Below are 23,779 nucleotides of genomic sequence, written 5' to 3' on the forward strand. Positions count from 1 at the left end.
GGTGCGGCGATTTCCTGGCGAAGATTTTTCCCTGGAGGTGTCAGGGAGCCGGATCACTCGATCCGGTCACGCCTCGATTCGATTTGCGGATCGCAGTCGGGCGAAGCTCCTGGCCAGGAGCCTTGACACATGCATCTGGGAGACTCCCAGTTCCTGACTGATCTGGGACTGCGTCAGGTTGCTGTAGTAGCGGAGCATGAGGATCCGCTGCTCGCGTTCGGGCAGCTGCACGAGGAGGTGGCGGACCAGGTCGCGGTGTTCGACGCCGGCGAGCGCGGGGTCCTCGTAGCCGAGCCGGTCGAGCAGTCCGGGCAGCCCATCGCCCTCCTGGGCGGCCTCCAGGGAGGTCGCGTGGTACGAGCGGCCCGCCTCGATGCAGGCGAGCACCTCGTCCTCGCCGATCCGGAGCCGCTCGGCGATCTCCCCGGTCGTCGGCGAGCGGCCGTGCAGGGTCGTCAGGTCCTCGGTGGCGCCGTTCACCTGCACCCACAGCTCGTGCAGCCGGCGCGGTACGTGCACCGTGCGGACGTTGTCGCGGAAGTACCGCTTGATCTCGCCGACGACGGTGGGCATCGCGAAGGTGGGGAACTGCACGCCGCGGTCCGGGTCGAACCGGTCGATCGCGTTGATCAGGCCGATCGTGCCGACCTGGACGACGTCCTCCATGGGCTCGTTGCGCGAGCGGAAGCGGGCGGCGGCGTACCGGACGAGCGGCAGGTTCGCCTCGATCAGCGCCCCGCGCACCCGGCCGTGCTCGGGCGTGCCCGGTTCGAGGTTCTTCAGCTGGCCGAACAGCACCTGGGTGAGGGCGCGGGTGTCCGCGCCCCTGGTGGAGGTTCTGACGGGGCCCCTGGGGCCCTCCGAGTCCTGGGCGGGCACGTCGGGGGCGTCCTGGGGCTCGTTCTGGGGCGGCACTTGAGGCGTAGTACTGGCCGGCACGGTCACGCCACCCCTTAGTCCTTGGTCTTGGTCCTTGGTCAACTCATCCGTCAAAAGCGGTCATAGCATCACAAGACATGTCCACTGTGTGCAAGCACCGTATAACCACGTGTTGGGGGCAAGTTGGGGCAGATGGCCCCGCCGGTTCCTCGTCCCGCTGTGCCGAACGGGTGGCCTCGCGCCCGCCCCGCGCATGCCGTGCGCGAGGGCGGAAACTCGGGTGCGGGTGACGTACGGCCGCCCTAGGCTGCGCTCGCGGCGGGGGCCGGGATGCCGAGGCCGTGACGCCGTACCGACCGCCCGAAAGGGACCGAGCCGACCCACCGTCAGAGGGCCGGAGAGGACGGGCATGACCAGCGAGCTGTACGCGATCTGCTTCCGCACGGCCGAGCCGTCGCGGCCGGCCGGGTTCTGGTCCGCGCTCTTCGACCGTGCGGCGGTCCCGGGATCCGACGGCGACATCACGGTCGGGCCTCCCGACGGCGCGGGCTTCCGCCTCCGCTTCGTGCCGGGCCACGAGCCGAGGACCGGCCCCAACCGAGGCCACTTCGATCTGACGAGCGCCTCGCCGGAGCATCAGCGTCAGACGGTGGCGAGGGCTCTCGCGCTGGGTGCGCGCCACATAGACGTCGGTCAACTCCCGGAAGAGGGCCACATAGTGCTGGCCGACCCGGACGGCAACGAGTTCTGCGTCATCGAGGCCGGCAACCGCTTCCTCGCCGGCACCGGCTCCGTCGGAGCCCTGGCGTGCGACGGCACGCGGGAGGTCGGCTGCTTCTGGAGCGGGGCGCTGGGGTGGCCGCTGGTGTGGGACCAGGATCAGGAGACCGCGATCCAGTCACCGCACGGCGGCACGAAGATCACTTGGGGCGGCCCGCCGGTGGCGCCGCAGACGGGCCCGAACCGGCTGTACTTCGAGCTGGCGCTCCCCGCCGGGGCCGACGAGGCCGCCTGGGACAGGGAGATCGGACGTCTCGTCTCGCTCGGCGCGAGGCGCGCGGGCGGCGGCGAGGGGGTGGGCGGCGGCGAGAGGGCGGGCGCGGCCGGGAGCGAGGGCGGACGGGCCCTGCTGCTCGACCCCGACGGCAGCGAGTTCTCCGTACGAAGACCCCGCTAGCGGGGCCGCCGCGAGGCTCGCGGTAGCGACGTGAGAACGCCGCCGACGGATCAGAACGGGTAGTCGGCGATCACCCAGGTGGCGAACGCGCGCCACTGGCCGGCCGCGGCCTGGTGCGCGGGGTGCTCGATGTAGCGCTTGAGGGCGTCCGCGTCCGCCACGGCGGAGTTGATGGCGAAGTCGTACGCGATCGGCCGGTCGGTGATGTTCCAGGCGCACTCCCAGAACTCGATCTCGGGAACGAGCCCGTCGAGCTCCTGGAAGGCCTTCACACCGGCGACCACGCGTTCGTCGTCGCGCGCCACACCTTCGTTGAGCTTGAACAGGACCAGGTGGCGGATCATGCGTCTCTCTCCTCCGACTCGGGGCATACGGCTCACGCCGTACGGCATGGGGTCATGTGGTCTGCGCCTACAGCGGACCACACCGGCGCAGGGGCTCCGCCGGCCCAGCGGCTCAGCGGGATCAGTGGCTCAACGGGATCAGCGGCTCAGCGGATCAGGTTCGTCATGAACTCTCCGACGCCCTTGGCCGCGCTCGAAATGCCCTCGAACCCGGTCTGGACCATCCCGGCGGCCTGCACGGGCGACGTGATGATCGTGTAGAGCACGAAGACCACGGCTATGTAGAGCAGGACCTTCTTGATGTCCACTGTGCCCAGCCCCTCCCCGGCGCCGCCCCTGTGCGGTCGGGTGAGTCTAACTGCAGCTCCGCCCGTACTCACCCGGCCTTTAAGGACCAAGGACCCCGCGATCGGGGCCCTTTGCCCGACGGTACCGACGTGACGGGAGAGCAGGATGGTTCTTGCGCCCCCCACATCTGGCAGGAATGCGGTGGGCGAGGAACAGGACCTCACTGCGGGGTCCGCGCCGCAAGCTTCCCCCCTGACTGCGGCGCGGGCTTGCAGGTCCTGTTCTCATCGGGGGGAGCGGCTTGTCCCCCCGATGCCGCTCCCCCCGTCCAGTCGTCGAAGCCCCGGCCGCCCAGCGGCCGGGGCTTCTTCGCGTCGTGTCCCGCACGGGCCCCGGTGCTCCCTGGGCCGTCACGCGCGCACGCCCCTGAACAGCGCGAAGGGCCCAGTTCGATGAACTGGGCCCTTCGTCTACCGCGGTAGCGGAGGGATTTGAACCCTCGGTGAGTTTCCCCACACTCGCTTTCGAGGCGAGCTCCTTCGGCCGCTCGGACACGCTACCGAGAGAGAGCTTAGCCCAAGGTGGGCCGTGGTTTGAAATCGGTTCCGCGAGAGGTGGATCACCGTTGCCGGAAAAAGGCCGTGAGCTGCGCCGAGCACTCGTTTTCCAGGACCCCGGGCACGACCTCCGGGCGGTGGTTGAGGCGTTGGTCGCGTACGAGGTCCCACAAGGAGCCGGCCGCGCCGGCCTTGTCGTCGCGGGCGCCGTACACGACCCGGTCGAGCCGGGACTGCACGATGGCGCCCGCGCACATCACACACGGCTCCAGGGTGACGACGAGCGTGCAGCCGGTCAGCCGCCACTCGCCCCACTTCAGGGCCGCGCGCCGGATGGCGAGGACTTCGGCGTGCGCGGTCGGATCGCCCGTCGCCTCGCGTTCGTTGTGCCCCGCAGCGAGGAACGTGCCGTCCGGCGCGAGCACGACCGCGCCGACCGGCACGTCGCCGGCCGACTCGGCCCGTGCTGCCCCGGCCAGGGCGGAGCGCATCGGCTCCGCCCACCGTTCGCGTACGGGGTCGTGCGGGTCGGGCACTAGCGGACGGCCTCCAGGACCTCGGCCGCGCCCAGCGCGTCCGCGATCGTCACGAGGGCGTCGCCGTCGAGCGCCAGGAGGCGGCGCTCGCTCACTCCGAGGTCGGCGAGGATCGCGCTCTCGCCGAGCGGTCCTGCCGGGGCGGCGCCGTCGGACGGACCGTCACCGCCGTCCGGCTCGTCCGCGGCCCCGGCCGCTTCGGCCGCTTCGTCGTCGTATCCGTCCTCCGTGCCGTCGAGGTCAAGGGTGTCCAGCTCGTCCTCCTCGTCGTCCTGGTCGTGGCCGAGCAGTTCGTCGGTGAGCATGGCCCCGTACGAGGAGCGGGCGGCGACGGCGGCGTTGGAGACGAAGACACGGGGGTCCTCCTCGCCGTCGACGCGGACGACGCCGAACCAGGCGTCCTCCTGCTCGATGAAGACGAGCACCGTGTCGTCGGCCCCGTCGGCTGCTGCTTCCCGGGCCAGGTCGGCCAGGTCCGACAGCGTCTCCACATCGTCGAGCTCTGTGTCGCTCGCTTCCCACCCGTCTTCGGTGCGCGCGAGCAGTGCGGCGAAGTACACCGTGACTCTCCCACTGGTCATAGGCATGCCGGTTGGGGGTCCCCCCGGCTGTGGCTTCCTCCGGAATCGTGGCAGAAAACACCGCGGTTGCGAGAGTTCTTCCGCGGTTGGGTTTTCCCGGTCGTCGCGATCACGGGTTCCGGCACGTCGTGATCACGGGTTCCGGCCACCCCGCACGGGGCGCCCGGTGGCCGTGGTCACGGAGCCGCCGGGGCGCCGGTATCGCGGGTCACCAGCGGAAGGTTCGCATGCGCATGGCCTGGCGCATACGGGCCGCGCGGGCGCGGCGGGGCTGGACCCGGTCGCGCAGCGCCTTCGCCTCGTGGAGTTCGCGCAGGAACTGGGCGCGTCGCCGCCTGCGGTCCGCGTCGCTCTCCGGCTGTGGCTGACGCTCGCGTCGTTGCTGGGGGTCGTGCTCGTCCGGCATTGGGTCACACCGCCCGGGTTCGGTTCCTGCCTTCCCACCTTCCCCCCGTTCGGCCGATTGACGCCAGCCCCCGCCGAGGACGGATGGGCCGCGGCGCCCCTGGGCCCCGGCTACTGTGGACGTCATGCGGATCCATGTCGTCGACCACCCTCTCGTGGCACACAAGCTCACCACGCTGCGCGACAAGCGCACCGACTCCCCGACCTTCCGGCGGCTCGCCGACGAGCTGGTCACCCTGCTCGCCTACGAGGCCACCCGGGACGTGCGCACCGAGCAGGTGGACATCGAGACCCCGGTGACGCCGACGACGGGCGTGAAGCTCTCGTACCCGCGCCCGCTGGTGGTCCCGATCCTGCGGGCCGGCCTCGGCATGCTCGACGGCATGGTGCGGCTGCTCCCCACCGCCGAGGTGGGCTTCCTCGGCATGATCCGCAACGAGGAGACCCTGGAGGCCTCCACGTACGCGAGCCGGATGCCCGAGGACCTCTCCGGCCGTCAGGTGTACGTGCTCGACCCGATGCTGGCGACCGGCGGCACGCTCGTCGCGGCGATCCGCGAGCTGATCAAGCGGGGTGCCGACGACGTGACGGCCGTGGTGCTGCTCGCCGCGCCCGAGGGCGTCGAGGTCATGGAGCGCGAGCTCGCGGGCACGCCGGTGACGGTCGTGACCGCCTCGGTCGACGAGCGCCTCAACGAGCACGGCTACATCGTGCCGGGCCTGGGCGACGCGGGCGACCGGATGTACGGGACCGCCGACTAGCGGGTCGACGGGCCCCGGGCTCCCGGCGGTGAGGCGCTCCCCGTGGCGGGGCGCGCCTCGGCCGACGGAAGCCCCCTCAGCACTTCCCGGAGGGCGCGGGTGCGGGCCTGGCCAGGGCGGCCAGGGCGGCGTTCGCGTCCTTCGGCGTGTTCAGCGCGCCGAACGTGGTGCCGATGATCAGGTCGACGTCCTGCGTGTCGCGCGTGTCGGTCTTCTGCGCCGCGCCCTTGAGCTGCGTACCGAGGACCGAGAAGGAGCCGCGGGTCGCCGTGGGCGCGCCGAGCAGCACCCCGTTGCCGGGGACCTTCTTGTCGTACTCCTCGGGCGCGTTGCCGACCTTGCCGATCGCGAAGCCGCGCTTCTTCAGCTCGTCGGCGACCGACTTGGCGAGGCCGCCGCGCGGGGTCGCGTTGTAGACGTTGACCGTGATCTGGCCGGGTTTCGGCAGGGCCTGCGGCGCGGCGGCCGGAGAGGCCGACGCGGCCGGCGTGGGGCAGTCCTTCTTGTGGGCGGCGGCCTTGGCCTTGCCGCCGCCGAACACGTCGATGAGCTGGACTGTTCCCCAGCCGATCAGGCCGAGGGCCACGACCGCGCCGACCAGCGCGAGGACCAGCCGGCCGCGCTTTCGGGGACGGCGCATCCGCGGGTACGCGTCACCCTTGATGCGGTACTTTCCGCCCATGCCGGGGGGAGTGAGCATGCTCATAGGCGCAGGGTAGTGCCGACCCGTGGCGATGCCTACTAAATGATCAACGCTGGGCGCGCGTGTGCGCCCGTATGCGCCGCAAAGGGTCCGAAAGGCTCACCCGGCTGTCGGACTCAGTCCATTTCGAGTACGCGTGCGTGCAGAACCTGGCGCTGCTGGAGCGCCGCCCGTACCGCCCGGTGCAGCCCGTCCTCCAGGTAGAGGTCGCCCTGCCACTTCACGACGTGCGCGAAGAGGTCACCGTAGAACGTGGAGTCCTCGGCGAGGAGGGTCTCCAGGTCGAGCTGGCCCTTGGTGGTCACGAGCTGATCGAGCCGGACCGGGCGCGGCGCGACGTCCGCCCACTGCCGGGTGCTTTCCCGGCCGTGGTCGGGGTACGGCCGCCCGCTTCCGATGCGCTTGAAGATCACACGGAAAGCCTACCGGGCGAGCGGCTCCGGGCGCAGCCATGGTGGACGAGTGCAATCCTGGGCAAAACGCATGAAACCCGACGCAGGGGGCTCGTCATGACCGACAGCGACCGGACGGCGGCGGCGCCCGAGCCCACCGGCGGCGAGCAGCCGGACGAAAGCGGAGCGCACGGTACCGCCCCGGCGCCCGCCGCGGATTCCGCGCCCCCCGCTCCCCGGGACACGCCCGGCGCGGGGACTCGCCGGCTGCCGCCGGAAGCCGCCTCGATCGCCGCCGGGTACGGCTTCACCGGCCCCGCACTCGAACTGGGCGCGCTCCTCTGGGACGGGGCGTGCCTGCCGGACGCCCCCGTCCGCATCCCGCTGTCCATGCTCAACCGGCACGGCCTGGTCGCCGGGGCCACCGGCACCGGCAAGACCAAGACCCTCCAGCTCATCGCCGAACAGCTCTCCGCCAACGGCGTGCCGGTCTTCCTCGCCGACGTGAAGGGCGACGTGTCGGGGATCTCCGCGCCGGGCGAGCCGGGCGACCGGGTCGCCGAACGGTCCGCACAGGTCGGCCAGGAGTGGCGGGCGGAGGGCTTCCCCTGCGAGTTCTACGGCCTCGGCGGCAACGGCCCCGGCATCCCGCTGCGCGCCACCGTCACCAGCTTCGGCCCCGTACTCCTGTCGAAGGTGCTCCAGCTCAACCAGACCCAGGAGCAGTCGCTGGGCCTGATCTTTCACTACGCCGACTCCAAGGGCCTTGAGCTGTACGACCTGAAAGACCTCAGGGCGGTCGTCGGCTTCCTGGTGTCGGACGTCGGCAAGGCGGAGCTGAAGGGGATCGGCGGCCTGTCCACCGCGACGGCGGGCGTGATCCTGCGGTCCCTGACCGCATTTGAGCAGCAGGGAGCGGAATCCTTCTTCGGGGAGCCGGAGTTCGACACGAGCGAGCTGCTGCGGCTCGCGCCGGACGGCAGTGGCCGGGGCCTGGTCTCGGTCCTCGAACTCCCCGCCGTCCAGGACAAACCCCAGCTCTTCTCCACCTTCCTCATGTGGCTCCTGGCCGACCTCTTCCAGAAGCTCCCCGAGGTCGGCGACGTGGACCGGCCCAAACTGGTCTTCTTCTTCGACGAGGCGCATCTGCTCTTCACCGGCGCGTCCAAGGCGTTCCTGGAGTCGATCACGCAGACGGTGCGGCTGATCCGCTCCAAGGGCGTCGGCATCTTCTTCGTAACCCAGACCCCGAAGGACGTGCCCGGCGACGTCCTGGCCCAGCTCGGCAACCGAGTCCAGCACGCGCTGCGCGCCTTCACGCCGGACGACGCGAAGGCGCTGAAGGCGACGGTACGGACGTTCCCGAAGTCGCCGTACGACCTGGAGGAACTCCTGACGGGGCTCGGCACGGGCGAGGCCGTCATCACCGTCCTGAGCGAGCAGGGCGCCCCCACCCCGGTCGCGGCGACGCGCCTGCGGGCCCCGCAGTCCCTGATGCGCCCCATCGACGCGGCGGCGCTGGACGGGGCGGTCAAGTCCTCCTCCCTGTACGGGCGTTACGCGGAGCCCGTCGACCGCGAGTCGGCGTTCGAGAAGCTGTCGGCGGCGGAGCAGGCGAGGGAGGCGGCGGCGGTGACGGCCGCCCTGAACCCACCGTCCCCCGCACCGGGCTCCGCGGCCGGCCGGCCCAAGAAGCAGGACGAGTCGCTGGCGGAGCAGGTGGTGGGGAGCGGGATCTTCCGGTCGCTGGCGCGGTCGGTGGGCACGCAGCTGGGCCGTGAGATCTCCCGCTCCCTCTTCGGAACGCGCCGGAGATAACGCATCCGGTGCCGGTGCCGGTGCCGGTGGCGCGGGGGGTGGGGCGCAGGTTTTGCGCAGTTCCCCGCGCCCCTGGGGGGTTCGGGTGGGCCGGGGTGCCGGGCTGGGCGTGCCGTCCGCGTGCCTGGCTGCTCGATGCCGGGCGGCATGGGCATCCTCAGCCCGTCCGGCGCTTGAGGACGAGCGCCCTTCAGGCGCGAACGGGGGTGCAGGGGGCGGAGCCCCCGCCGGGGTTCGAGGGGCGGAGCCCCTCGGGGGGTCTGGGGCGCAGCCCCAGGGCTCGGCTGATCCAACACCGGGTTACGGGCGGGTGGGTGGGCAGACCCCCGGGGTCTGGGGCGGAGCCCCAGGGAGCCGGGCCTCAACCCCGCCGCACGGGTGGGCGGCCCCAGGGGCCCGGGGCCCCAACCCCGCCGCACGGGGGGGGCGGCCCTGAGGGGGAACGGGGTCGCGACCCCGCCCGCCTCACCCGCCCCGCTTGGCCGCAGCCTTCGCCTCCTGCTTGTACGCCCGTACCTTCGTCAACGACTCCGGCCCGGTGATGTCCGCGACGGAGCGAAAACACCCCGCCTCCCCATACGCCCCGGCCGCCTCCCGCCACCCCCGGGGCCGGACCCCGAGCTGCTTCCCCAACAGCGCGAGGAAGATCTTCGCCTTCTGTTCCCCGAACCCCGGCAGCGCCCGGAGCCGGCCCAGCAGCTCCGCCCCGGACCCCGCGCCCTCCCACACCCCGGCCGCGTCACCCCCGTACTCCTCGACGAGGAACTGGCACAGCTGCTGGATCCGCTTCGCCATCGACCCCGGGTAGCGGTGCACGGCCGGCTTCTCCTTGAGCAGCTCGGCGAACGCCTCCGGGTCGTACGCCGCGATCGCCCCCGCGTCGAGATCGTCCACCCGCATGCGCTGCGCGATCGTGTACGGGCCGGAGAACGCCCATTCCATGGGCACCTGCTGGTCGAGCAGCATGCCGACGAGCGCGGCCAGCGGGCTGCGGCCGAGCAGCTCGTCGGCCTCGGGCTGCTGGGCGAGCCGAAGGGTTGTGTTCATGCCTGAATGATCCCGGCCCCCGCACCCGCCCGCACGCCGACACCGGCCCCGGCACGCCCCGATCCCGGTCCCACCCCCCCGTCCCGTCCTCCCGCCCCGCTACACCGCCCCCCGCCCCACCGCACCCTGTTCGAACCGGCTCACGCTTTCGTATGACAGCCCTACGGATCCCGAATGGGCCAGTTCCGCACGGGTAGTTCGGCTCGGACGACCGTCGACACGTGTGCACCAGGAGGGGCGACCGCAGTGAGCCAGCCTTTTGTCCTGCCGGATTTCTATCTGCCGCATCCGGCCCGGCTCAACCCCCACCTGGAGTCCGCGAGGACCCACTCCCGTACCTGGGCCCGGCAGATGGGCATGCTGGAGGGCTCCGGCATCTGGGAGTCGGCGGACCTCGACGCCCACGACTACGCCCTGCTCTGCTCGTACACCCACCCCGACTGCGACGCGGAGCAGCTCGCGCTGGTGACCGACTGGTACGTGTGGGTGTTCTTCTTCGACGACCACTTCCTGGAGATGTTCAAGCGGACCCTGGACCGCAAGGGCGGCAAGGCCTATCTCGACCGGCTGCCCGCGTTCATGCCGATGGACCTGGCCGACGGGTTCCCGGAGCCGACCAACCCGGTCGAGGCGGGCCTCGCCGACCTGTGGGCGCGCACCGTGCCGTCGATGACGGCCGAGTGGCGCGAACGCTTCGCCGTCAGCACCCGCAACCTGCTCAACGAGTCGCTGTGGGAGCTCGCCAACATCAACGAGGGGCGCGTCGCCAACCCCGTCGAGTACATCGAGATGCGCCGCAAGGTGGGCGGCGCGCCGTGGTCGGCGGGGCTCATCGAGTACGCCGCCAACGCCGAACTCCCCGCGTCGGTCGCCGAGTCACGCCCGCTGCGCGTCCTCACCGACGCCTTCTCCGACGGCGTCCACCTGCGCAACGACCTGTTCTCCTACCAGCGCGAGGTGGAGGACGAGGGCGAGCTGAGCAATGGCGTCCTGGTCCTTGAGACCTTCCTCGGCTGTACGACCCAGGAGGCCGCCGAGGCCGTCAACGACCTGCTGACGTCACGGCTGCACCAGTTCGAGAACACCGCGCTCACCGAAGTGCCGGGCCTGTGCCTGGAGAAGGGCCTCACGCCGGACCAGAGCGCGGCCGTCGCGGCGTACGTCAAGGGGCTCCAGGACTGGCAGTCCGGCGGCCACGAGTGGCACATGCGCTCCAGCCGCTACATGAACGGCGACGCCCGCCCCACCTCTCCCTTCTTCGGAAGCCTCGACGGCGTGCTCGGCACCTCGGCGCTGGACGTCACGACCCTGTTCGGACGCCAGGCGGAGGCCCGCAAGCGCAGCTTCACGCACGCACCCGGGCAGAAGGTCGGCCCGTCGCTGCTGCCCGACTTCGATGTGCCCTACCCCCTCACGGTGAGCCCTCATGTGGCCGGCGCACGTGAACAGTCCATCGTGTGGGCGGACCACATGGGGCTGCTCGACGACATCTGGGACGCCGAGAAACTGGCGGGCTACGACTTCGCGCTCTGCGCGGCCGGGCTCGACCCCGACGCGACACCGGAGGAGCTGGAACTCAGCACCGAGTGGCTGACCTGGGGGACGTACGGGGACGACTACTACCCCATGGCGTACGGGCGTCCGCGCGACCTGGCCGGGGCGCGGGCGGCCACCGAGGGGCTCCGCTCGTGCATGCCGGTCGACCGGCCGGGGGACGGCGCACTGGCCGCCCGTACCCCGATGGAGCGCAGCCTGGCCGACCTGTGGGAACGCACCGCGGGCCCGATGTCGCCCGGCGCGCGCGCCGCCTTCCGCCGGTCGCTCGACGTCATGCTGGACAGCTGGCTCTGGGAGCTCCACAACCAGGCGCAGAACCGCATCCCCGACCCCGTCGACTACATCGAGATGCGCCGCTTCACCTTCGGCTCCGACCTCACGATGAGCCTGTCGCGCCTTCGGCACGCCGACCGGCTGCCGACCGGGATCCACGAGAGCGGGCCCCTGCGCAACCTGGAGAACGCCGCCGCCGACTACTGCTGTCTGCTCAACGACGTCTTCTCGTACCAGAAGGAGATCGAGTACGAGGGCGAGCTGCACAACGGTGTCCTCGTCGTGCAGAACTTCTTCGACTGCGACTACCCGACGGCCCTGGGCATCGTGGACGACCTGATGCGGTCGCGGCTGCGCCAATTCCAGCACGTCATCGACCATGAACTCCCGCTCCTGTACGAGGACTTCGAGCTCGACGAGGAGGGCAGGGCTGCCCTGGCCGCCTATGTGGCCGAGCTCCAGGACTGGATCGCGGGCATCCTGCACTGGCACGCCTCGGTACGCCGCTATAGCGACGCGCACCTCCCGGACTCCCTGCCCCACGGCCTCGCACCCCACGTGGACTCGGAGCAAGTGGATCCTCCGCATACGGACCCCCCTCAGGGAGACCCGGGCCATGGGGACCCGAGCCATGGGGGCTCAACTCATGTGGACCCAGCCCATGTGGACCCAGCCCGTGGGGCCCCGTCCCAGGTGAGTTCGCCCCAGGTGGGTTCGCCCTATGACGGCGGGCCGCAGGACGCGTCGGGGGCGGCCCCGTGGTGGATGCGGCCCACCGGGGCCGGTACCTCCGCGGACCGCGTGCGGCTGCCGGCGGCCGTGGGGGAGGCGGTGCGGGACGCGGCGGAGCAGGCGGCGGCCGCGGCGCCGAAGGCCGCGATGGTGGTCCCGCGGCCACCGACCGGGCGGGCGCTCACCCTTCCCGCCCCCAGGGTGGCGGGGTGCCACACCTCGTGATCCTCTGATGTGTGCGGGGGCCACCCGGCACGAGGAGGCGCGCATGGGGCACAACCACGGCGTGCCTTCCGCCGCCTCCACCGCCCCCGGCACACCCGGCACACCCGGCACTTCCGGCGCATCCGGGACGCTCAGCGGCACCTACCGCAAGCGACTCCTGTGGACCATCGGCATCAGCGCGTCGATCACCCTCATCCAGGTGGTCGGCGCGCTGCTTTCCGGCAGCCTCGCGCTCCTCGCCGACGCCGCGCACAGCCTCACCGACGCGGTCGGGGTCGCCCTCGCACTCGGCGCGATCACGCTCGCGCAACGCGCCCCGACCCCGCGCCGCACCTTCGGCTTCTACCGCGTGGAGATCTTCTCCGCCGTCCTGAACGCCCTGCTGCTCGCCGCGATCTTCGTCTGGGTCCTGTGGTCCGCGATCCGCCGCTTCAGCGAGCCCGTCGAGGTCAAGGGCGGTCTGATGTTCGTGGTCGCGGTGGGCGGACTCGTCGCGAACCTGGTGGGCCTGTGGCTCCTGAAGGACGCCAAGGACAAGAGCCTCAACCTGCGCGGCGCCTATCTGGAGGTCCTGGGCGACGCGCTCGGCTCGGTCGCGGTGATCGTCGGCGGTCTCGTCATCCTGCTCACCGGCTGGCAGGCCGCGGACCCGATCGCGTCCATCGTGATCGGCCTGCTGATCGTGCCGAGGACGTACGGACTGCTGCGCGACGCCCTGCACGTCCTGATGGAAGCGACCCCGCAGGACATGGACCTTGCCGAGGTACGCCGCCATCTCCTCGCCGAGCCGGGTGTGGTGGACGTACATGATCTGCACGGCTGGACGGTGACCTCGGGGATGCCTGTGCTCACCGCACATGTGGTGGTGCGGGAGGCCGCCCTGGACGGCGGGTACGGGGCGCTGCTCAGCCGGCTCCAGAGCTGTGTGGGGGACCACTTCGACGTGGCCCACTCCACCCTCCAGCTGGAACCCGAGGGCCACAGCGAGGCCGGGGACTCCCTCCACCGCTGACCCGGCCCGGCTGTCACAGATCGCGACGCTGTCCCGTCCCTTGTGTATGAACGCCAACATCGCCAGTGATGCGAACGAGAATGAACCGGCTGTGACCATGGACGAAGCGGCCATGAACGAGGCGCCCATAGGTGACGCGGCCATGGACGAAGCGGCCATGAAGGGCGCCGAGGAAATGGGCGTGCTGGACATCGCGGTGGCCGGCGGCACCGGCACGCTGGGCCGCCATGTCGTCGAGCAGCTCCGGGCGCGTGGGCACCGGGTGCGGGTGCTGAGCCGGGGATCGGCCCAGTTCCCCGTCGACCTGTCCACCGGCGAGGGCCTGGCCGCGGCGCTCGCGGGCTGCGACGTGGTGGTCGACGCGGCCAACTCGACCGCCCCGCGCACCGTGCGCGCCACCCTCGTCGACGGCACCCGGCGGCTCCTCGAAGCGGAGCGCGCGGCGGGCGTGGGCCACCACGTGTGCGTGTCGATCGTGGGCTGCGACCGGGTGCCGATGCCGTACTACAAGGTCAAGACCGACCAGGAGGGCCTGGTGGCGGCCGGCCGGGTGCCGTGGACGATCGTGCGGGCCACCCAGTTCCACGAGCTGGCGGCGGGCGTGTTCACCGCGACGGCCCGCGCCCGGTTCCTGCCCGCGTCGGCGAGCGTGCCGCTCCAGCCCATCGCCGCCGCCGAAGCCGCCCGCGCCGTCGCGGACGCGGCCGGCTCCGCACCCCGCAACGGGCGCGTCGAGGTGGCGGGCCCGGACCGTACCGACCTGCGGGCCCTGGCCACGGCCTGGCGCGCCACCACGGGGCGCGGAGCCGTCCTCCTGCCCGTCCCGATCCCGGGCCGTATCGGCCGCGCCCTCCGCGCCGGCCATCTCACCGAGTCCTCCCCCGACGCCCGGGGGACCATCGGGTTCGCGCAGTGGCTGGAGGAGCAGCCGCGCCCGTAACGGGGTCCGGCGCGGGTGGGTCCGGCGCGGGAGGGTCCGGTGTCAGCCGGGCGGCGACGGCCGGAGCCGTGCCTGCGTGGGGCACCGCAGCGCGCCCAACACCCTTGGGACGTAGGCATGGTGGGTCACCACATACACCGGGGTGGGCCCGTCCCGGCACTCCACCACATGTGCCCCGGGCGCGGGTCGCGGGCCGGGGTCGGTCCAGTAGGGCGGACGGACGCGTACGGCCACGAGCGTGCGGGGCACCGGGCGCCGGGCGATGCGGCCGGAGGGGTCCGGGGTGGCGGCGAGCAGCCCCGGACCCGCGACCAGATACCCGAACCCCTCGTGGCTGTACGGGACTTCGCCGAGCACGCGTCCCGGGAAGCACTCGTCGGCGAGCGGGGACAGGGGGGCCACCCGGATCGTGTCGGTGGTGCGGTGGTGACGACGGCGCGTCAGCCAGGCCGCCCCCGCGAGGACCGGCACCGCCCCGACCGCGGCGAGCAGCAGCGCCGTCGGCACACCGCTGGTGACCCAGGGTGTGGCGAAGGCGAAGCAGCAGATCAGGAGCACCGAGGCGAGCGGCACGGTGAGCCGCCAGGGCTCGTGGGCCGGCGGCTCACCGGCGTGCCGCCGGGCCCTGCGGTACGCGGTGCGCAGGCATGCCCCGCCGACGGAGAGCAGCACGAGCGCCGCGGCGAACGGCAGCCGGTAGCCGCCCCGCGGATCCGCCGCGGTGTACTGGCGCAGGCCGTGGTAGTCGACGTACCTGATCTGCCCGCGCCAGTACGTGAGTTGGAGCGCCGAGCCCGGGTGCACGGCGGCGAACACCGGGACGCGGCCGTCCATCTTGACGCGCGGCGGCACCACGTCGGGGCGCTCGGGGCGCTGGGGCCGGGCGGGCCGGCCGAGCCCCAGCCAGTAGTCCGTGGAGCGGTGTTTGTGATCGGCGGCGACAGAGGTGACCGGGGCCCCCACGGTGTGTCTGCACTCCGTAGAGATCCCGGCGGCCGGGCAGTCGGCCGCCGCGGTGAACGCCCGCTCCATGTCGAGTGCGCCGGGCACGGTGGCGAGCAGCAGCCAGCCGGCGGCGATCAGGAAGGCGACGCCGATCACCGCGGGGCCGAGTACGGCGCCGTACGCCGTGGAGGCGAGGGCGCCCAACGGCGTGCGGGCGTGGGGCCCGAAGGCGCCGGTGCGGACGGACGGGTCGTTCGGGGCGGCTGCGGCTGCGGCTGCGCTCATCGCTCGCCACTCGGGGCCGCGTACCGCTCTACAGGGGATGACGGGATCATCATCCGGTCATTCTGGCGGCCGGAATGGACCAACTGCCGCGCTCCGAGTGGTGGTTCAGACCAATAGGGGGCCCGGGTGTTTGACCTGCGGAACCGTCACGGCGGCCCTCGTTCCGCATCTGCCGTCGCTTCGGGGGTGGGGCGACAATTCACCCGTAGGTGTCATGGGGGCGGGACATGAGCCAGTGGCATGTGCGCGCGGGCACGGGGTGCCGGCGGGCGGGGCGGACAACCGACTCGGTCGACACCCTGATGTTCCAGGACGCCCGGTGCGAGAATTCGCTCCACCAATCGCTCCACCAAGCCGGCCGGCACACGTGCGCGGACCACCGGCACATGCACGGCTCATGTGCATTCTCCACATGCACACCACCCTGGTGCTCCCCGACTGCGTACGAGTGGCCGCGAACGGGCATATGCCTATCCGGCGCTCCCGAGTGAAGGTGATGGGGCCATGTCCGCGGACATGAAGGTGCTACTGGTCGACGACCACGAGGACAACCTGTTCGCCATGGAGAGCATCCTCGCCCCGCTCGGCTACCCGCTGGAGCTCGTGACCAGCGGGGACGCGGCGCTCAAGGCCGCGCTGCACGGGGGGATAGCGGTGGCGGTCCTCGACGTGGTGATGCCGGGAGTCAGCGGGCTCGACGTGGCCCGCTATCTGAGCCGTCTGACCCAGACGCAGCTGATCCCCGTCATCCTGGTGACCGGAATGGGCCACGACGGCGCGACCGCCGACGAGGCGCTGCGCCTGGGTGTCGCCGACTACCTGATCAAGCCGCTCGACCCGTGGGCCCTGCGCATCAAGGTCAAGTACCTGTACCGCGCGAGCGCGCTCCTCGCGGCCGCCCCGCCCCACCAGCGGGGCCCCCGCAACCACCCGGCGGACTCCGCTCAACTCCCGCCCCGACGAAGGCAGTTGCGGCCGTCGGACACGGTGCGCGTCTCCGGGAGGCCGGAGGACACCCAGAGCTGAGACCTCCCCATGTGGGCCCGCCCCATGCCGTGTTGCCCAGGGAGCGGATTCGACCGACTCCGCCCGGCGCCGGATACGGCCGGGCGCCGGACGGGCATGATGGTGGACGCACCCTGAGCGGCGCCGCCTCGAACCCTGGGGGTGCTGCTGTGCTCCGGCGCTAGGAAGCAGTCGACCGGTACGCGTGCTGTTGTGCCACTTCTGAAAGGATCGTGGGGGTTTCCTCATGCGTGCCAACGCATCCGGGTTCGGCCTGTGGGAGCGGGTGGCGGCAGCGGCCACCGTGCTCGAACTGTTCGGCGAGATCGACATCGAGGCGCTGACGGCGCTCGGACCCGCCGTGGAGAAACTGATCGACCGCCAGGCGCCGGAGGTGGTGGTCGACCTGCGGCCGGTCACCTTCCTCGACGCGGGCGGCCTGCGCCTGCTGGTGGCCGTCCAGGACGGCGTGGCCGCACGGGGCGGCACGCTGCGCGTGGTCCGGGGAGCCCCCGGCGTGATGCGGCTCTTCCGCTTCGCCGACCTCGAATCGGCCTTCGTCCTCCTGGACCGGATCCCGCCCGCCCTGACCGACGACGCCAACCCCCCGGGCCCCGCCCCTCCCACCCCCCACCCGACCCTGACCGTCCCCGACCCCTGAGACCCCGGCCGGCTCTCCCGGGTCCTGGCGGGACGGAGGCCCGAAATCCGTCGGCGGCGTCCCTGAGGCGGGCGCCGGCCCGTCGCCGAGCACGTCGAGACCGTGGATGAGCCCGCCAACGACGAAGGGCCCCGCAGCGAACTGCGGGGCCCTTCGACGTATTGCCCGGTGAGAGCAATGGCGGAGGATACGAGATTCGAACTCGTGAGGGGTTGCCCCCAACACGCTTTCCAAGCGTGCGCCCTAGGCCACTAGGCGAATCCTCCGCGGCAAACAATACAAGACGTTGAGGGGTGCTCGCGAACTCGTTCCCACCTCAGGGATCAGGTACCCTGTGCGGAGCCCCTCACGTGGCGCTATCTGACTGAACTCCCCCAGGGCCGGAAGGCAGCAAGGGTAGGTTGGCTCTGGCGGGTGCGTGGGGGGCGCTTAATTTTTCTGCGCGGGTGCGGGTCTACTCCCCCTGCGTGGGCGCCCTTTCGTCCGGCCGGGGCCGGCGGGGGATCCGTCGGCGGGTCCGGTTGTCAGTGGGCCCCGATAACCTCGTATGCGTGTCGTCCCTTGCGCTGTACCGCCGCTACCGCCCCGAGTCGTTCGCCGAGGTCATCGGGCAGGAGCATGTCACCGACCCGCTGCAGCAGGCGCTGCGGAACAACCGGGTCAATCACGCGTACCTGTTCAGCGGGCCGCGGGGCTGTGGCAAGACGACCAGCGCCCGGATCCTCGCCCGCTGTCTGAACTGCGAGCAGGGCCCCACGCCCACGCCGTGCGGCGAGTGCCAGTCCTGTCAGGACCTCGCGCGCACCGGGCCGGGTTCCATCGACGTGATCGAGATCGACGCGGCGTCGCACGGTGGCGTGGACGACGCCCGTGAGCTGCGCGAGAAGGCCTTCTTCGGGCCCGCATCGAGCCGCTACAAGATCTACATCATCGACGAGGCCCACATGGTGACCTCGGCCGGCTTCAACGCCCTCCTGAAGGTCGTCGAGGAGCCGCCGGAGCACCTCAAGTTCATCTTCGCCACCACCGAGCCCGAGAAGGTCATCGGGACGATCCGGTCGCGTACGCACCACTACCCGTTCCGCCTCGTCCCGCCCGGCACCCTGCGGGAGTACCTCGGCGAGGTCTGCGGCCGCGAGGGCATCCCCGTCGAGGACGGCGTGCTGCCACTCGTGGTGCGGGCCGGCGCCGGTTCCGTGCGTGACTCGATGTCCGTCATGGACCAGCTGCTCGCCGGCGCCGCCGACGACGGTGTGACGTACGCCATGGCCACCGCCCTGCTCGGCTACACGGACACCTCGCTGCTCGACTCCGTGGTCGACGCCTTCGCCGCGGGCGACGGCGCCGCCGCCTTCGAGATCGTCGACCACGTCATCGAGGGCGGCAACGATCCGCGCCGCTTCGTCGCCGACCTCCTGGAGCGGCTGCGCGACCTCGTCATCCTCGCCGCCGTTCCCGACGCGGGCGAGAAGGGGCTCATCGACGCTCCGGCCGATGTCGTCGAGCGCATGCAGGCACAGGCCTCCGTGTTCGGCGCGGCCGAGCTGAGCCGGGCCGCCGACCTCGTCAACGCGGGGCTCACCGAAATGCGCGGGGCCACCTCGCCCCGGCTCCAGCTCGAATTGATCTGCGCCCGCGTGCTGCTGCCCGCCGCCTACGACGACGAGCGTTCGCTCCAGGCCCGCATCGACCGGCTGGAGCGGGGCGCCCTCCAGTTCCAGGCCGCGCCGGGCGGCGGTCCCGCCATGGGGTACGTGCCGGGGCCCGAGGCGCATGCGCCGATGCAGGGCGGCCCCGGTGGCCCCGGCGGGCCCGATGCCGCTCGGGCCGCGGTGCGGGGTGCGGGGGCGACCGGTGCTCCGGGGCAGACGGGCGGGCCCGCCCACGCCGGTCCCGGCGCACCGGCCGCACCGGCCGCTCCGCAGGCGCCGCAATCGGCCCCGCAGCACCAGCCGACCCAGCAGCATCAGCCGGCCCCGCACCCCGCCCCGCAGCAGGCGCCGTCCGCGCAGCCCCAGGCCGAGCCCCAGCCCGTACAGCCGCCCGTGCAGCAGCCCGCGCAGGCCGGGCCCGCTGCCGGGGCCTGGCCGGCTGCCGCGGCGGCCGGGCAGGGGAGTGGGGGCCAGCGCCCCGGCGCCTGGCCCGGTGCGGCGGCCCCCGGTTCCGGTTCCGCCGCCGGTTCGGGGTCGGGTACGGGTACGAGTACGGGATCCGGTTCCGGGGCGGGCGCCTGGCCCTCCGCCGCGTCAGCCGGACCGGCAGGGTCCGGCGCGCCCGCCGCCCCCGAGCCCGCCGCTCCCGTCCCCACCGCTCCCGCCCCGACCGCCGCCGCCCAGGGCAACGCCCTGCAAGTGCGCAACATGTGGCCGGACATTCTGGAAGCCGTCAAGAACAAGCGGCGCTTCACCTGGATCCTGCTCAGTCAGAACGCGCAGGTGGCCGGGTTCGACGGCACCACCGTGCAGCTGGGCTTCATCAACGCCGGCGCCCGGGACAACTTCGCGAGCAGCGGCAGCGAGGACGTGCTGCGCGGTGTGCTCTCCGAGCGGTTCGGCGTGCAGTGGAAGGTCGAGGCGATCATCGACCCGTCGGGCGGCGCCCAGCCCCCGGCCGCCGCGGCCAACTTCGGAGGCGGCGCATCCAGGCCCGCCTCGCCCCAGCCGTACCAGCAGCATCAGCAGGCCCCGTCGTCCTCGCAGCACTCCGGGCCCCAGCAGGGCAGCCAGGGTGCGCAGGGAGGTCAGGGAGGCCAGGGGCCGGCAGCCTCCGGCTACGGATCCGCCGGGGCGGCCGGATCGGCTGGATCGGCCGGGTCCGCCGGGTCGTCGGGAGGCCCCGGCGCGTCCGGCGCCCAGTCCCGGCCCCAGGGCCACGCCCCCGGGCAGCAGTCGTCCCAGGGCGCCGCTTCCCAGCGCCACGAGGAGCCTCCGCCACCCCCCGTGCGCCTGGAGGACGACGTTCCGGAGGACGACGACCCGGACCTCGTGGACAACGCGCTCTCCGGCCACGACCTGATCGTGCGCGAGCTCGGGGCCACCGTGGTGGAGGAATATACGAACGAGGGGTGAGGGTCCGCCTGGTGGCCCGCACAAAGACCGGACCGGCGCGGCGGCTAGGCTGACTGCCGTGAAGGTCCTTGTCATCGGCGGCGGTGCCCGCGAGCACGCCCTGTGCCGTTCCCTGTCCCTCGACCCCGACGTGACGGCGCTGCACTGCGCCCCCGGCAACGCCGGGATCGCGGAGGTCGCCGAACTCCACCCCGTGGACCAGCTGGACGGGGCGGCGGTCGCCCGTCTCGCCGTCGAGCTGGGCAGCGAGCTGGTCGTGGTCGGGCCCGAGGCCCCCCTCGTCGCCGGCGTCGCCGACGCCGTGCGGGAAGCGGGCATCCCCTGCTTCGGCCCCTCGAAGGAGGCCGCGCGGCTCGAAGGCTCCAAGGCCTTCGCCAAGGACGTCATGGCGGCGGCCAACGTGCCCACCGCCCGCTCCTACCTCTGCACCACCCCCGAGGAGATCGACCGGGCGCTCGACGCCTTCGGCGCTCCCTACGTCGTGAAGGACGACGGCCTCGCCGCCGGCAAGGGCGTCGTCGTGACCGACGACCTCGCCGCCGCCCGGTCCCACGCGCTGGCCTGCGAACGCGTCGTCATCGAGGAGTTCCTCGACGGTCCCGAGGTCTCGCTCTTCGCGATCACCGACGGCGTCACCGTCCTGCCGCTCCAGCCCGCGCAGGACTTCAAGCGCGCGCTCGACGGCGACGAGGGCCCCAACACCGGTGGTATGGGCGCCTATTCGCCCCTGCCGTGGGCCGACCCGAAGCTCGTCGACGAGGTTATGGAGAGCGTGCTCCAGCCCACCGTCGACGAACTGCGCCGCCGCGGCACCCCGTTCTCCGGCCTGCTGTACGCGGGCCTCGCGATCACCTCGCGCGGGGTACGGGTCATCGAGTTCAACGCGCGTTTCGGCGACCCCGAGACCCAGGTCGTCCTCGCCCGCCTGCGGACCCCGCTCGCGGGCGTCCTGTTCCACTCGGCCAACGGCACCCTGGACGCACAGGAGCCGCTGGCCTGGCGCGAGGACGCGGCGGTCACCGTGGTCATCGCCTCGCACAACTACCCCGAGGCCCCCCGCACCGGCGACCCCATCGAGGGGCTCGCCGAGGTCGCCGCGCAGGATGAGCCCACCGCGTACGTTCTGCACGCCGGGACCCGCAGGGACGGCGACGCCGTCGTGAGCGCGGGCGGCCGGGTCCTGTCGGTCACCGCGACCGGCGCGGACCTCGTCCAGGCCCGGGAGCGGGCGTACACGGCGGTCGGCCGGATCCGGCTCGACGGCTCGCAGCACCGCACCGACATCGCCCGCAAGGCGGCCGGCGCGCAGGGCTGAACTTCCTCGACCTCTGCGGGGCCCCGGTGTCACGCCGGGGCCCCGCGGCGTTGCGGCCCGGCGGCGCCCCGCGCCCGCAATTGCCCGGAACGGGCCGGACCTGAACAACCGCACCTCTGCCCAAAGCCATTCCATCGAGTGACGAGTGGCCCATCCGGATGACTCCCGCCCATGGCCCAACTATGGTGCGGCGAAGGCGTTCCGGCACTTGGCCCACCGGCATTGCGATGTCGGTGGCGGGTGCCACAGTGGGGGCATGAGCAACGTCGCCGCAGGGCAGAGGGGGTGAAGTCCGGCCGTGTCCGGTACCGCAATGGGTGGAGAGGCGGGCGCGCTGCACGCGCGTTCGCGGGCTCTCGCCGTGCTGCGCATCCGCAGTAGGGCGCTGGCCGTGGCCCTGCTGCCGACGGCTGTCGCCGTCGTGCTGATCGTCGCCGCCGCGCAGGGCCGTATCGAAGGCAGTGGCTGGTCCGCCGTGTGCTGGGCGGTCGTCGCGGTCGCGGTGCTCGTGCTGCTGGTGGCGGCCGCCGTGACGGCCGTGATCGTAGGGGCCAGACCGGCCCTCTCCCCGACGGTGGACCTCTCGGAGTCGGCCGCCCCCGACCTGTACCGCCTGGTCAGGGACTTGGCGGAGCGCCTCGGTGTGCCGGCGCCCTCCGCGATAGCCCTCACGCCGGACTGCGACAGCTGGCTGGAGGACCGTACGCACCGGGCGCACGCCGCCGCGGTGCGGCGGTCGGCGCCCGCACGCTCGCCGCGGGGCGGCGCCGAGGCGGGTGCCGGTATCCGTGCCGGGGCCCGTGCCGATGCCGGGGCCGACGGCGGTCGCCGGGTGCCGGTCGCGCCGGTCCTGGTCATCGGCTCGCCGTTCATGTGGTGGATGCGCGTCGGTGAGCTGCGCGCGATCCTCGCGCCCGTCGTCGCCGGTACGGGGCCCTCCGCACACCCGGACATAGCCGCCGCCCGCCGCTTCGTGCGCGGGCTCGACGCGGCCGTCGGCGTGGCCGCGAAGCCGGGCCTCGGCCCGGTGCGGCGGCTCGCCCTCGGTTTCACCGGATCGATCGCCCGGCTGCTCCTGCGCGGCTGCCGGGTGCACGCGGGCGAGATGGAGCGCGGGGTCGCCGCCGCGGCGTCCGAGCGCGCACAGGCCGTGGACTACGGCGTGCGGATCGTCGCCCAGGAGCAGGTCGGGCTGGCCTACGCGGGGTGGGACCGGCTGCTGACCCGGGTCGCGCTGCCCGCCTGGCGGATGGGGCGCTGGCCCTCCCGGCTCGACGCGGGGGTGGTCTCGGCGCTGACCGAGCTGTCCCGCCGCGACCGCCTGGCCGAGGGCTTCGCCTCCCGGCTCGGCGAACGGCCGGCCTGCGACCTCCTGGAGGAGCCCGGCATCGCCGACGAGGCGACGTCGCTGCTCGCCGCCCGGCTGTTCCACGGCGGCCCCGCCGAGCCGGGCCCCGACTGGGCGCCGCTCGACTGGGCGGCGTATCCGGAGGAGGTCGTGGACCGCAAGTGGCGTACGGAGGCGGCGCGGCTGCACCGGGTGCTCGACGGGCTCGGTGAGCGGCGCGGTTCGCAGCCCGGGGCGCCCACGCTCACGCGCGTCATCGACCACCTGACCACGTCGGGCGACGACGTCGCGGACCGGCTGGCCGCGGGGATCGCGGCGGAGGTCGCGGGTGAGGAGGCCGCGTCGGCGCCGCCCGCGCCGGTCCCGGAGACCTGGTGCTTCGATACGATGCCGCTCTTCCCGCTCCAACCTCCGCGTACGGGGCGGGAGTTGCTCGCGGACCATGTGACGGCGATGGTGTGCTGTGCCGCGGTCGACACGGCCGGTGCGGCGCCGGGGCTCGACTGGCTGGACGGGCCGTCGCTTCTCGTCGACGAGGTACGCCGCTCCGATCTGGCCTCCCCGGTGCTGACCCTGATCGAGGACGGCGACGCGGATGCGCTGCGCGACTGGCTCGCCTCCCTGGGCATCCGCCCAGAAAAACCGGTCCGCCTGGTCTGACCCACCCCGGGGCTCCGCCCCCGACCCCGTTCGCGCGTTTCCCACCCACCTCCCGTGCGGCAGGACTCCCTTGGCCCGACCCCTGGGGCTCCGCCCCAGACCCCGGACGCGCCTGAAGGCCGCTCGTCCTCAATCGCCGGACAGGCTGGGTATGCCGATGCTGGGCATGCCGCCGAGGCCAACCCCCGCCAGGGGCGCGGGGAACTGCGCGAGACGCGGGCACGGTCCGCAGACGAAAGCGGGGTTGCCTGGGGCTCCGCCCCAG

Annotated in this window: 21 protein-coding genes, 2 tRNA genes and 1 other RNA gene; 12 read left to right on the forward strand and 12 right to left on the reverse strand. The window is 72.6% G+C overall.

Features of this window, described 5'->3' with window-relative positions; all coding sequences use genetic code 11:
* Nucleotides 1–66: 66 nt before the first annotated feature.
* Entirely contained in the window at nucleotides 67–939 is an 873-nt protein-coding gene (locus tag OOJ98_RS30940; RefSeq protein ID WP_267058435.1) for an RNA polymerase sigma factor SigF, read from the reverse strand.
* 349 nt (nucleotides 940–1,288) lie between these two features.
* Here OOJ98_RS30940 and OOJ98_RS30945 point away from each other — a divergent pair, with 349 nt between their 5' ends.
* Nucleotides 1,289–2,056: a VOC family protein gene (locus tag OOJ98_RS30945; RefSeq protein WP_267058436.1), complete on the forward strand. Its 768-nt coding sequence runs from the start codon at nucleotides 1,289–1,291 to the stop codon at nucleotides 2,054–2,056.
* A gap of 50 nt (nucleotides 2,057–2,106) precedes the next feature.
* Here the strand turns inward: OOJ98_RS30945 and OOJ98_RS30950 are convergent, their stop codons facing one another.
* The 6 genes from OOJ98_RS30950 to OOJ98_RS30975 all read right to left on the reverse strand — a co-directional run bounded on the left by OOJ98_RS30950 (nucleotide 2,107) and on the right by OOJ98_RS30975 (nucleotide 4,768).
* The gene (locus OOJ98_RS30950; RefSeq protein ID WP_267058437.1) at nucleotides 2,107–2,400 is read right to left on the reverse strand and encodes a Dabb family protein; all 294 of its coding nucleotides are present in this window, start codon (nucleotides 2,398–2,400) and stop codon (nucleotides 2,107–2,109) included.
* 146 nt (nucleotides 2,401–2,546) lie between these two features.
* Nucleotides 2,547–2,708, reverse strand: a complete 162-nt coding sequence (locus OOJ98_RS30955; RefSeq protein ID WP_167158291.1) for a hypothetical protein — start codon at nucleotides 2,706–2,708, stop codon at nucleotides 2,547–2,549.
* Nucleotides 2,709–3,164: 456 nt separating this feature from the next.
* Nucleotides 3,165–3,249, reverse strand: a tRNA-Ser gene (locus OOJ98_RS30960).
* Between the two features lie 58 nt (nucleotides 3,250–3,307).
* Nucleotides 3,308–3,736, reverse strand: coding sequence for a tRNA adenosine(34) deaminase TadA (gene tadA / locus OOJ98_RS30965; RefSeq protein ID WP_267058726.1), 429 nt, complete (start codon nucleotides 3,734–3,736; stop codon nucleotides 3,308–3,310).
* Between the two features lie 44 nt (nucleotides 3,737–3,780).
* Nucleotides 3,781–4,341, reverse strand: coding sequence for a hypothetical protein (locus tag OOJ98_RS30970; RefSeq protein ID WP_267058727.1), 561 nt, complete (start codon nucleotides 4,339–4,341; stop codon nucleotides 3,781–3,783).
* Nucleotides 4,342–4,570: 229 nt separating this feature from the next.
* Nucleotides 4,571–4,768: a hypothetical protein gene (locus tag OOJ98_RS30975; protein WP_267058438.1), complete on the reverse strand. Its 198-nt coding sequence runs from the start codon at nucleotides 4,766–4,768 to the stop codon at nucleotides 4,571–4,573.
* A 124-nt stretch (nucleotides 4,769–4,892) separates the two neighbouring features.
* Here OOJ98_RS30975 and upp point away from each other — a divergent pair, with 124 nt between their 5' ends.
* On the forward strand, nucleotides 4,893–5,528 hold the full coding sequence (upp, locus tag OOJ98_RS30980) for a uracil phosphoribosyltransferase (RefSeq protein ID WP_267058439.1): 636 nt from the start codon (nucleotides 4,893–4,895) through the stop codon (nucleotides 5,526–5,528).
* A 76-nt stretch (nucleotides 5,529–5,604) separates the two neighbouring features.
* Here upp and OOJ98_RS30985 read toward each other — a convergent pair whose 3' ends face one another.
* Both OOJ98_RS30985 and OOJ98_RS30990 read right to left on the reverse strand, forming a co-directional pair.
* Nucleotides 5,605–6,234 (reverse strand): LytR C-terminal domain-containing protein, encoded by a 630-nt coding sequence (locus OOJ98_RS30985; protein WP_267058440.1) that lies wholly within the window; start codon nucleotides 6,232–6,234, stop codon nucleotides 5,605–5,607.
* A gap of 113 nt (nucleotides 6,235–6,347) precedes the next feature.
* Complete coding sequence (locus tag OOJ98_RS30990; RefSeq protein ID WP_053725882.1) at nucleotides 6,348–6,644, reverse strand: type II toxin-antitoxin system VapB family antitoxin; 297 nt, start codon at nucleotides 6,642–6,644, stop codon at nucleotides 6,348–6,350.
* Nucleotides 6,645–6,740: 96 nt separating this feature from the next.
* Here OOJ98_RS30990 and OOJ98_RS30995 point away from each other — a divergent pair, with 96 nt between their 5' ends.
* On the forward strand, nucleotides 6,741–8,441 hold the full coding sequence (locus OOJ98_RS30995) for a helicase HerA-like domain-containing protein (RefSeq protein ID WP_267058441.1): 1,701 nt from the start codon (nucleotides 6,741–6,743) through the stop codon (nucleotides 8,439–8,441).
* A 465-nt stretch (nucleotides 8,442–8,906) separates the two neighbouring features.
* On the opposite strand, the gene OOJ98_RS31000 is transcribed toward OOJ98_RS30995, so the two are convergent.
* Nucleotides 8,907–9,488 (reverse strand): HhH-GPD-type base excision DNA repair protein, encoded by a 582-nt coding sequence (locus OOJ98_RS31000; RefSeq protein ID WP_267058442.1) that lies wholly within the window; start codon nucleotides 9,486–9,488, stop codon nucleotides 8,907–8,909.
* Between the two features lie 246 nt (nucleotides 9,489–9,734).
* On the opposite strand from OOJ98_RS31000, the gene OOJ98_RS31005 reads away from it, so the two are divergent.
* From OOJ98_RS31005 to OOJ98_RS31015, 3 genes are all read left to right on the forward strand, one after another.
* Nucleotides 9,735–12,275 carry a germacradienol/geosmin synthase gene (locus tag OOJ98_RS31005; protein WP_267058443.1) on the forward strand — a complete coding sequence of 847 codons (2,541 nt, stop codon included), beginning with the start codon at nucleotides 9,735–9,737 and terminating at the stop codon, nucleotides 12,273–12,275.
* A gap of 43 nt (nucleotides 12,276–12,318) precedes the next feature.
* Nucleotides 12,319–13,287: a cation diffusion facilitator family transporter gene (locus tag OOJ98_RS31010; RefSeq protein WP_267058444.1), complete on the forward strand. Its 969-nt coding sequence runs from the start codon at nucleotides 12,319–12,321 to the stop codon at nucleotides 13,285–13,287.
* Nucleotides 13,288–13,384: 97 nt separating this feature from the next.
* Nucleotides 13,385–14,227, forward strand: coding sequence for an SDR family oxidoreductase (locus OOJ98_RS31015; protein ID WP_267058728.1), 843 nt, complete (start codon nucleotides 13,385–13,387; stop codon nucleotides 14,225–14,227).
* A 42-nt stretch (nucleotides 14,228–14,269) separates the two neighbouring features.
* Here the strand turns inward: OOJ98_RS31015 and OOJ98_RS31020 are convergent, their stop codons facing one another.
* Nucleotides 14,270–15,457: a hypothetical protein gene (locus OOJ98_RS31020; protein WP_267058445.1), complete on the reverse strand. Its 1,188-nt coding sequence runs from the start codon at nucleotides 15,455–15,457 to the stop codon at nucleotides 14,270–14,272.
* Nucleotides 15,458–15,961: 504 nt separating this feature from the next.
* Here OOJ98_RS31020 and OOJ98_RS31025 point away from each other — a divergent pair.
* Nucleotides 15,962–16,483 (forward strand): two-component system response regulator, encoded by a 522-nt coding sequence (locus OOJ98_RS31025; RefSeq protein WP_267058446.1) that lies wholly within the window; start codon nucleotides 15,962–15,964, stop codon nucleotides 16,481–16,483.
* A 226-nt stretch (nucleotides 16,484–16,709) separates the two neighbouring features.
* Nucleotides 16,710–17,123, forward strand: coding sequence for an STAS domain-containing protein (locus OOJ98_RS31030; RefSeq protein ID WP_267058447.1), 414 nt, complete (start codon nucleotides 16,710–16,712; stop codon nucleotides 17,121–17,123).
* A gap of 178 nt (nucleotides 17,124–17,301) precedes the next feature.
* Here the strand turns inward: OOJ98_RS31030 and OOJ98_RS31035 are convergent.
* Nucleotides 17,302–17,389: transfer RNA gene (locus tag OOJ98_RS31035), tRNA-Ser, on the reverse strand.
* A 71-nt stretch (nucleotides 17,390–17,460) separates the two neighbouring features.
* On the opposite strand from OOJ98_RS31035, the gene ffs reads away from it, so the two are divergent.
* The 4 genes from ffs to OOJ98_RS31055 all read left to right on the forward strand — a co-directional run bounded on the left by ffs (nucleotide 17,461) and on the right by OOJ98_RS31055 (nucleotide 23,514).
* Nucleotides 17,461–17,559: signal recognition particle sRNA small type (ffs, locus tag OOJ98_RS31040), an RNA gene on the forward strand.
* 115 nt (nucleotides 17,560–17,674) lie between these two features.
* Nucleotides 17,675–20,191: a DNA polymerase III subunit gamma and tau gene (locus tag OOJ98_RS31045; protein WP_267058448.1), complete on the forward strand. Its 2,517-nt coding sequence runs from the start codon at nucleotides 17,675–17,677 to the stop codon at nucleotides 20,189–20,191.
* A 58-nt stretch (nucleotides 20,192–20,249) separates the two neighbouring features.
* Nucleotides 20,250–21,506: a phosphoribosylamine--glycine ligase gene (gene purD, locus OOJ98_RS31050; protein ID WP_267058449.1), complete on the forward strand. Its 1,257-nt coding sequence runs from the start codon at nucleotides 20,250–20,252 to the stop codon at nucleotides 21,504–21,506.
* A gap of 313 nt (nucleotides 21,507–21,819) precedes the next feature.
* Complete coding sequence (locus tag OOJ98_RS31055; protein ID WP_267058729.1) at nucleotides 21,820–23,514, forward strand: hypothetical protein; 1,695 nt, start codon at nucleotides 21,820–21,822, stop codon at nucleotides 23,512–23,514.
* Nucleotides 23,515–23,779: the final 265 nt, after the last annotated feature.

Origin of the sequence: Streptomyces sp. NBC_00083 (assembly GCF_026343295.1) — a bacterium.
In the GTDB taxonomy this organism is placed as follows: domain Bacteria; phylum Actinomycetota; class Actinomycetes; order Streptomycetales; family Streptomycetaceae; genus Streptomyces.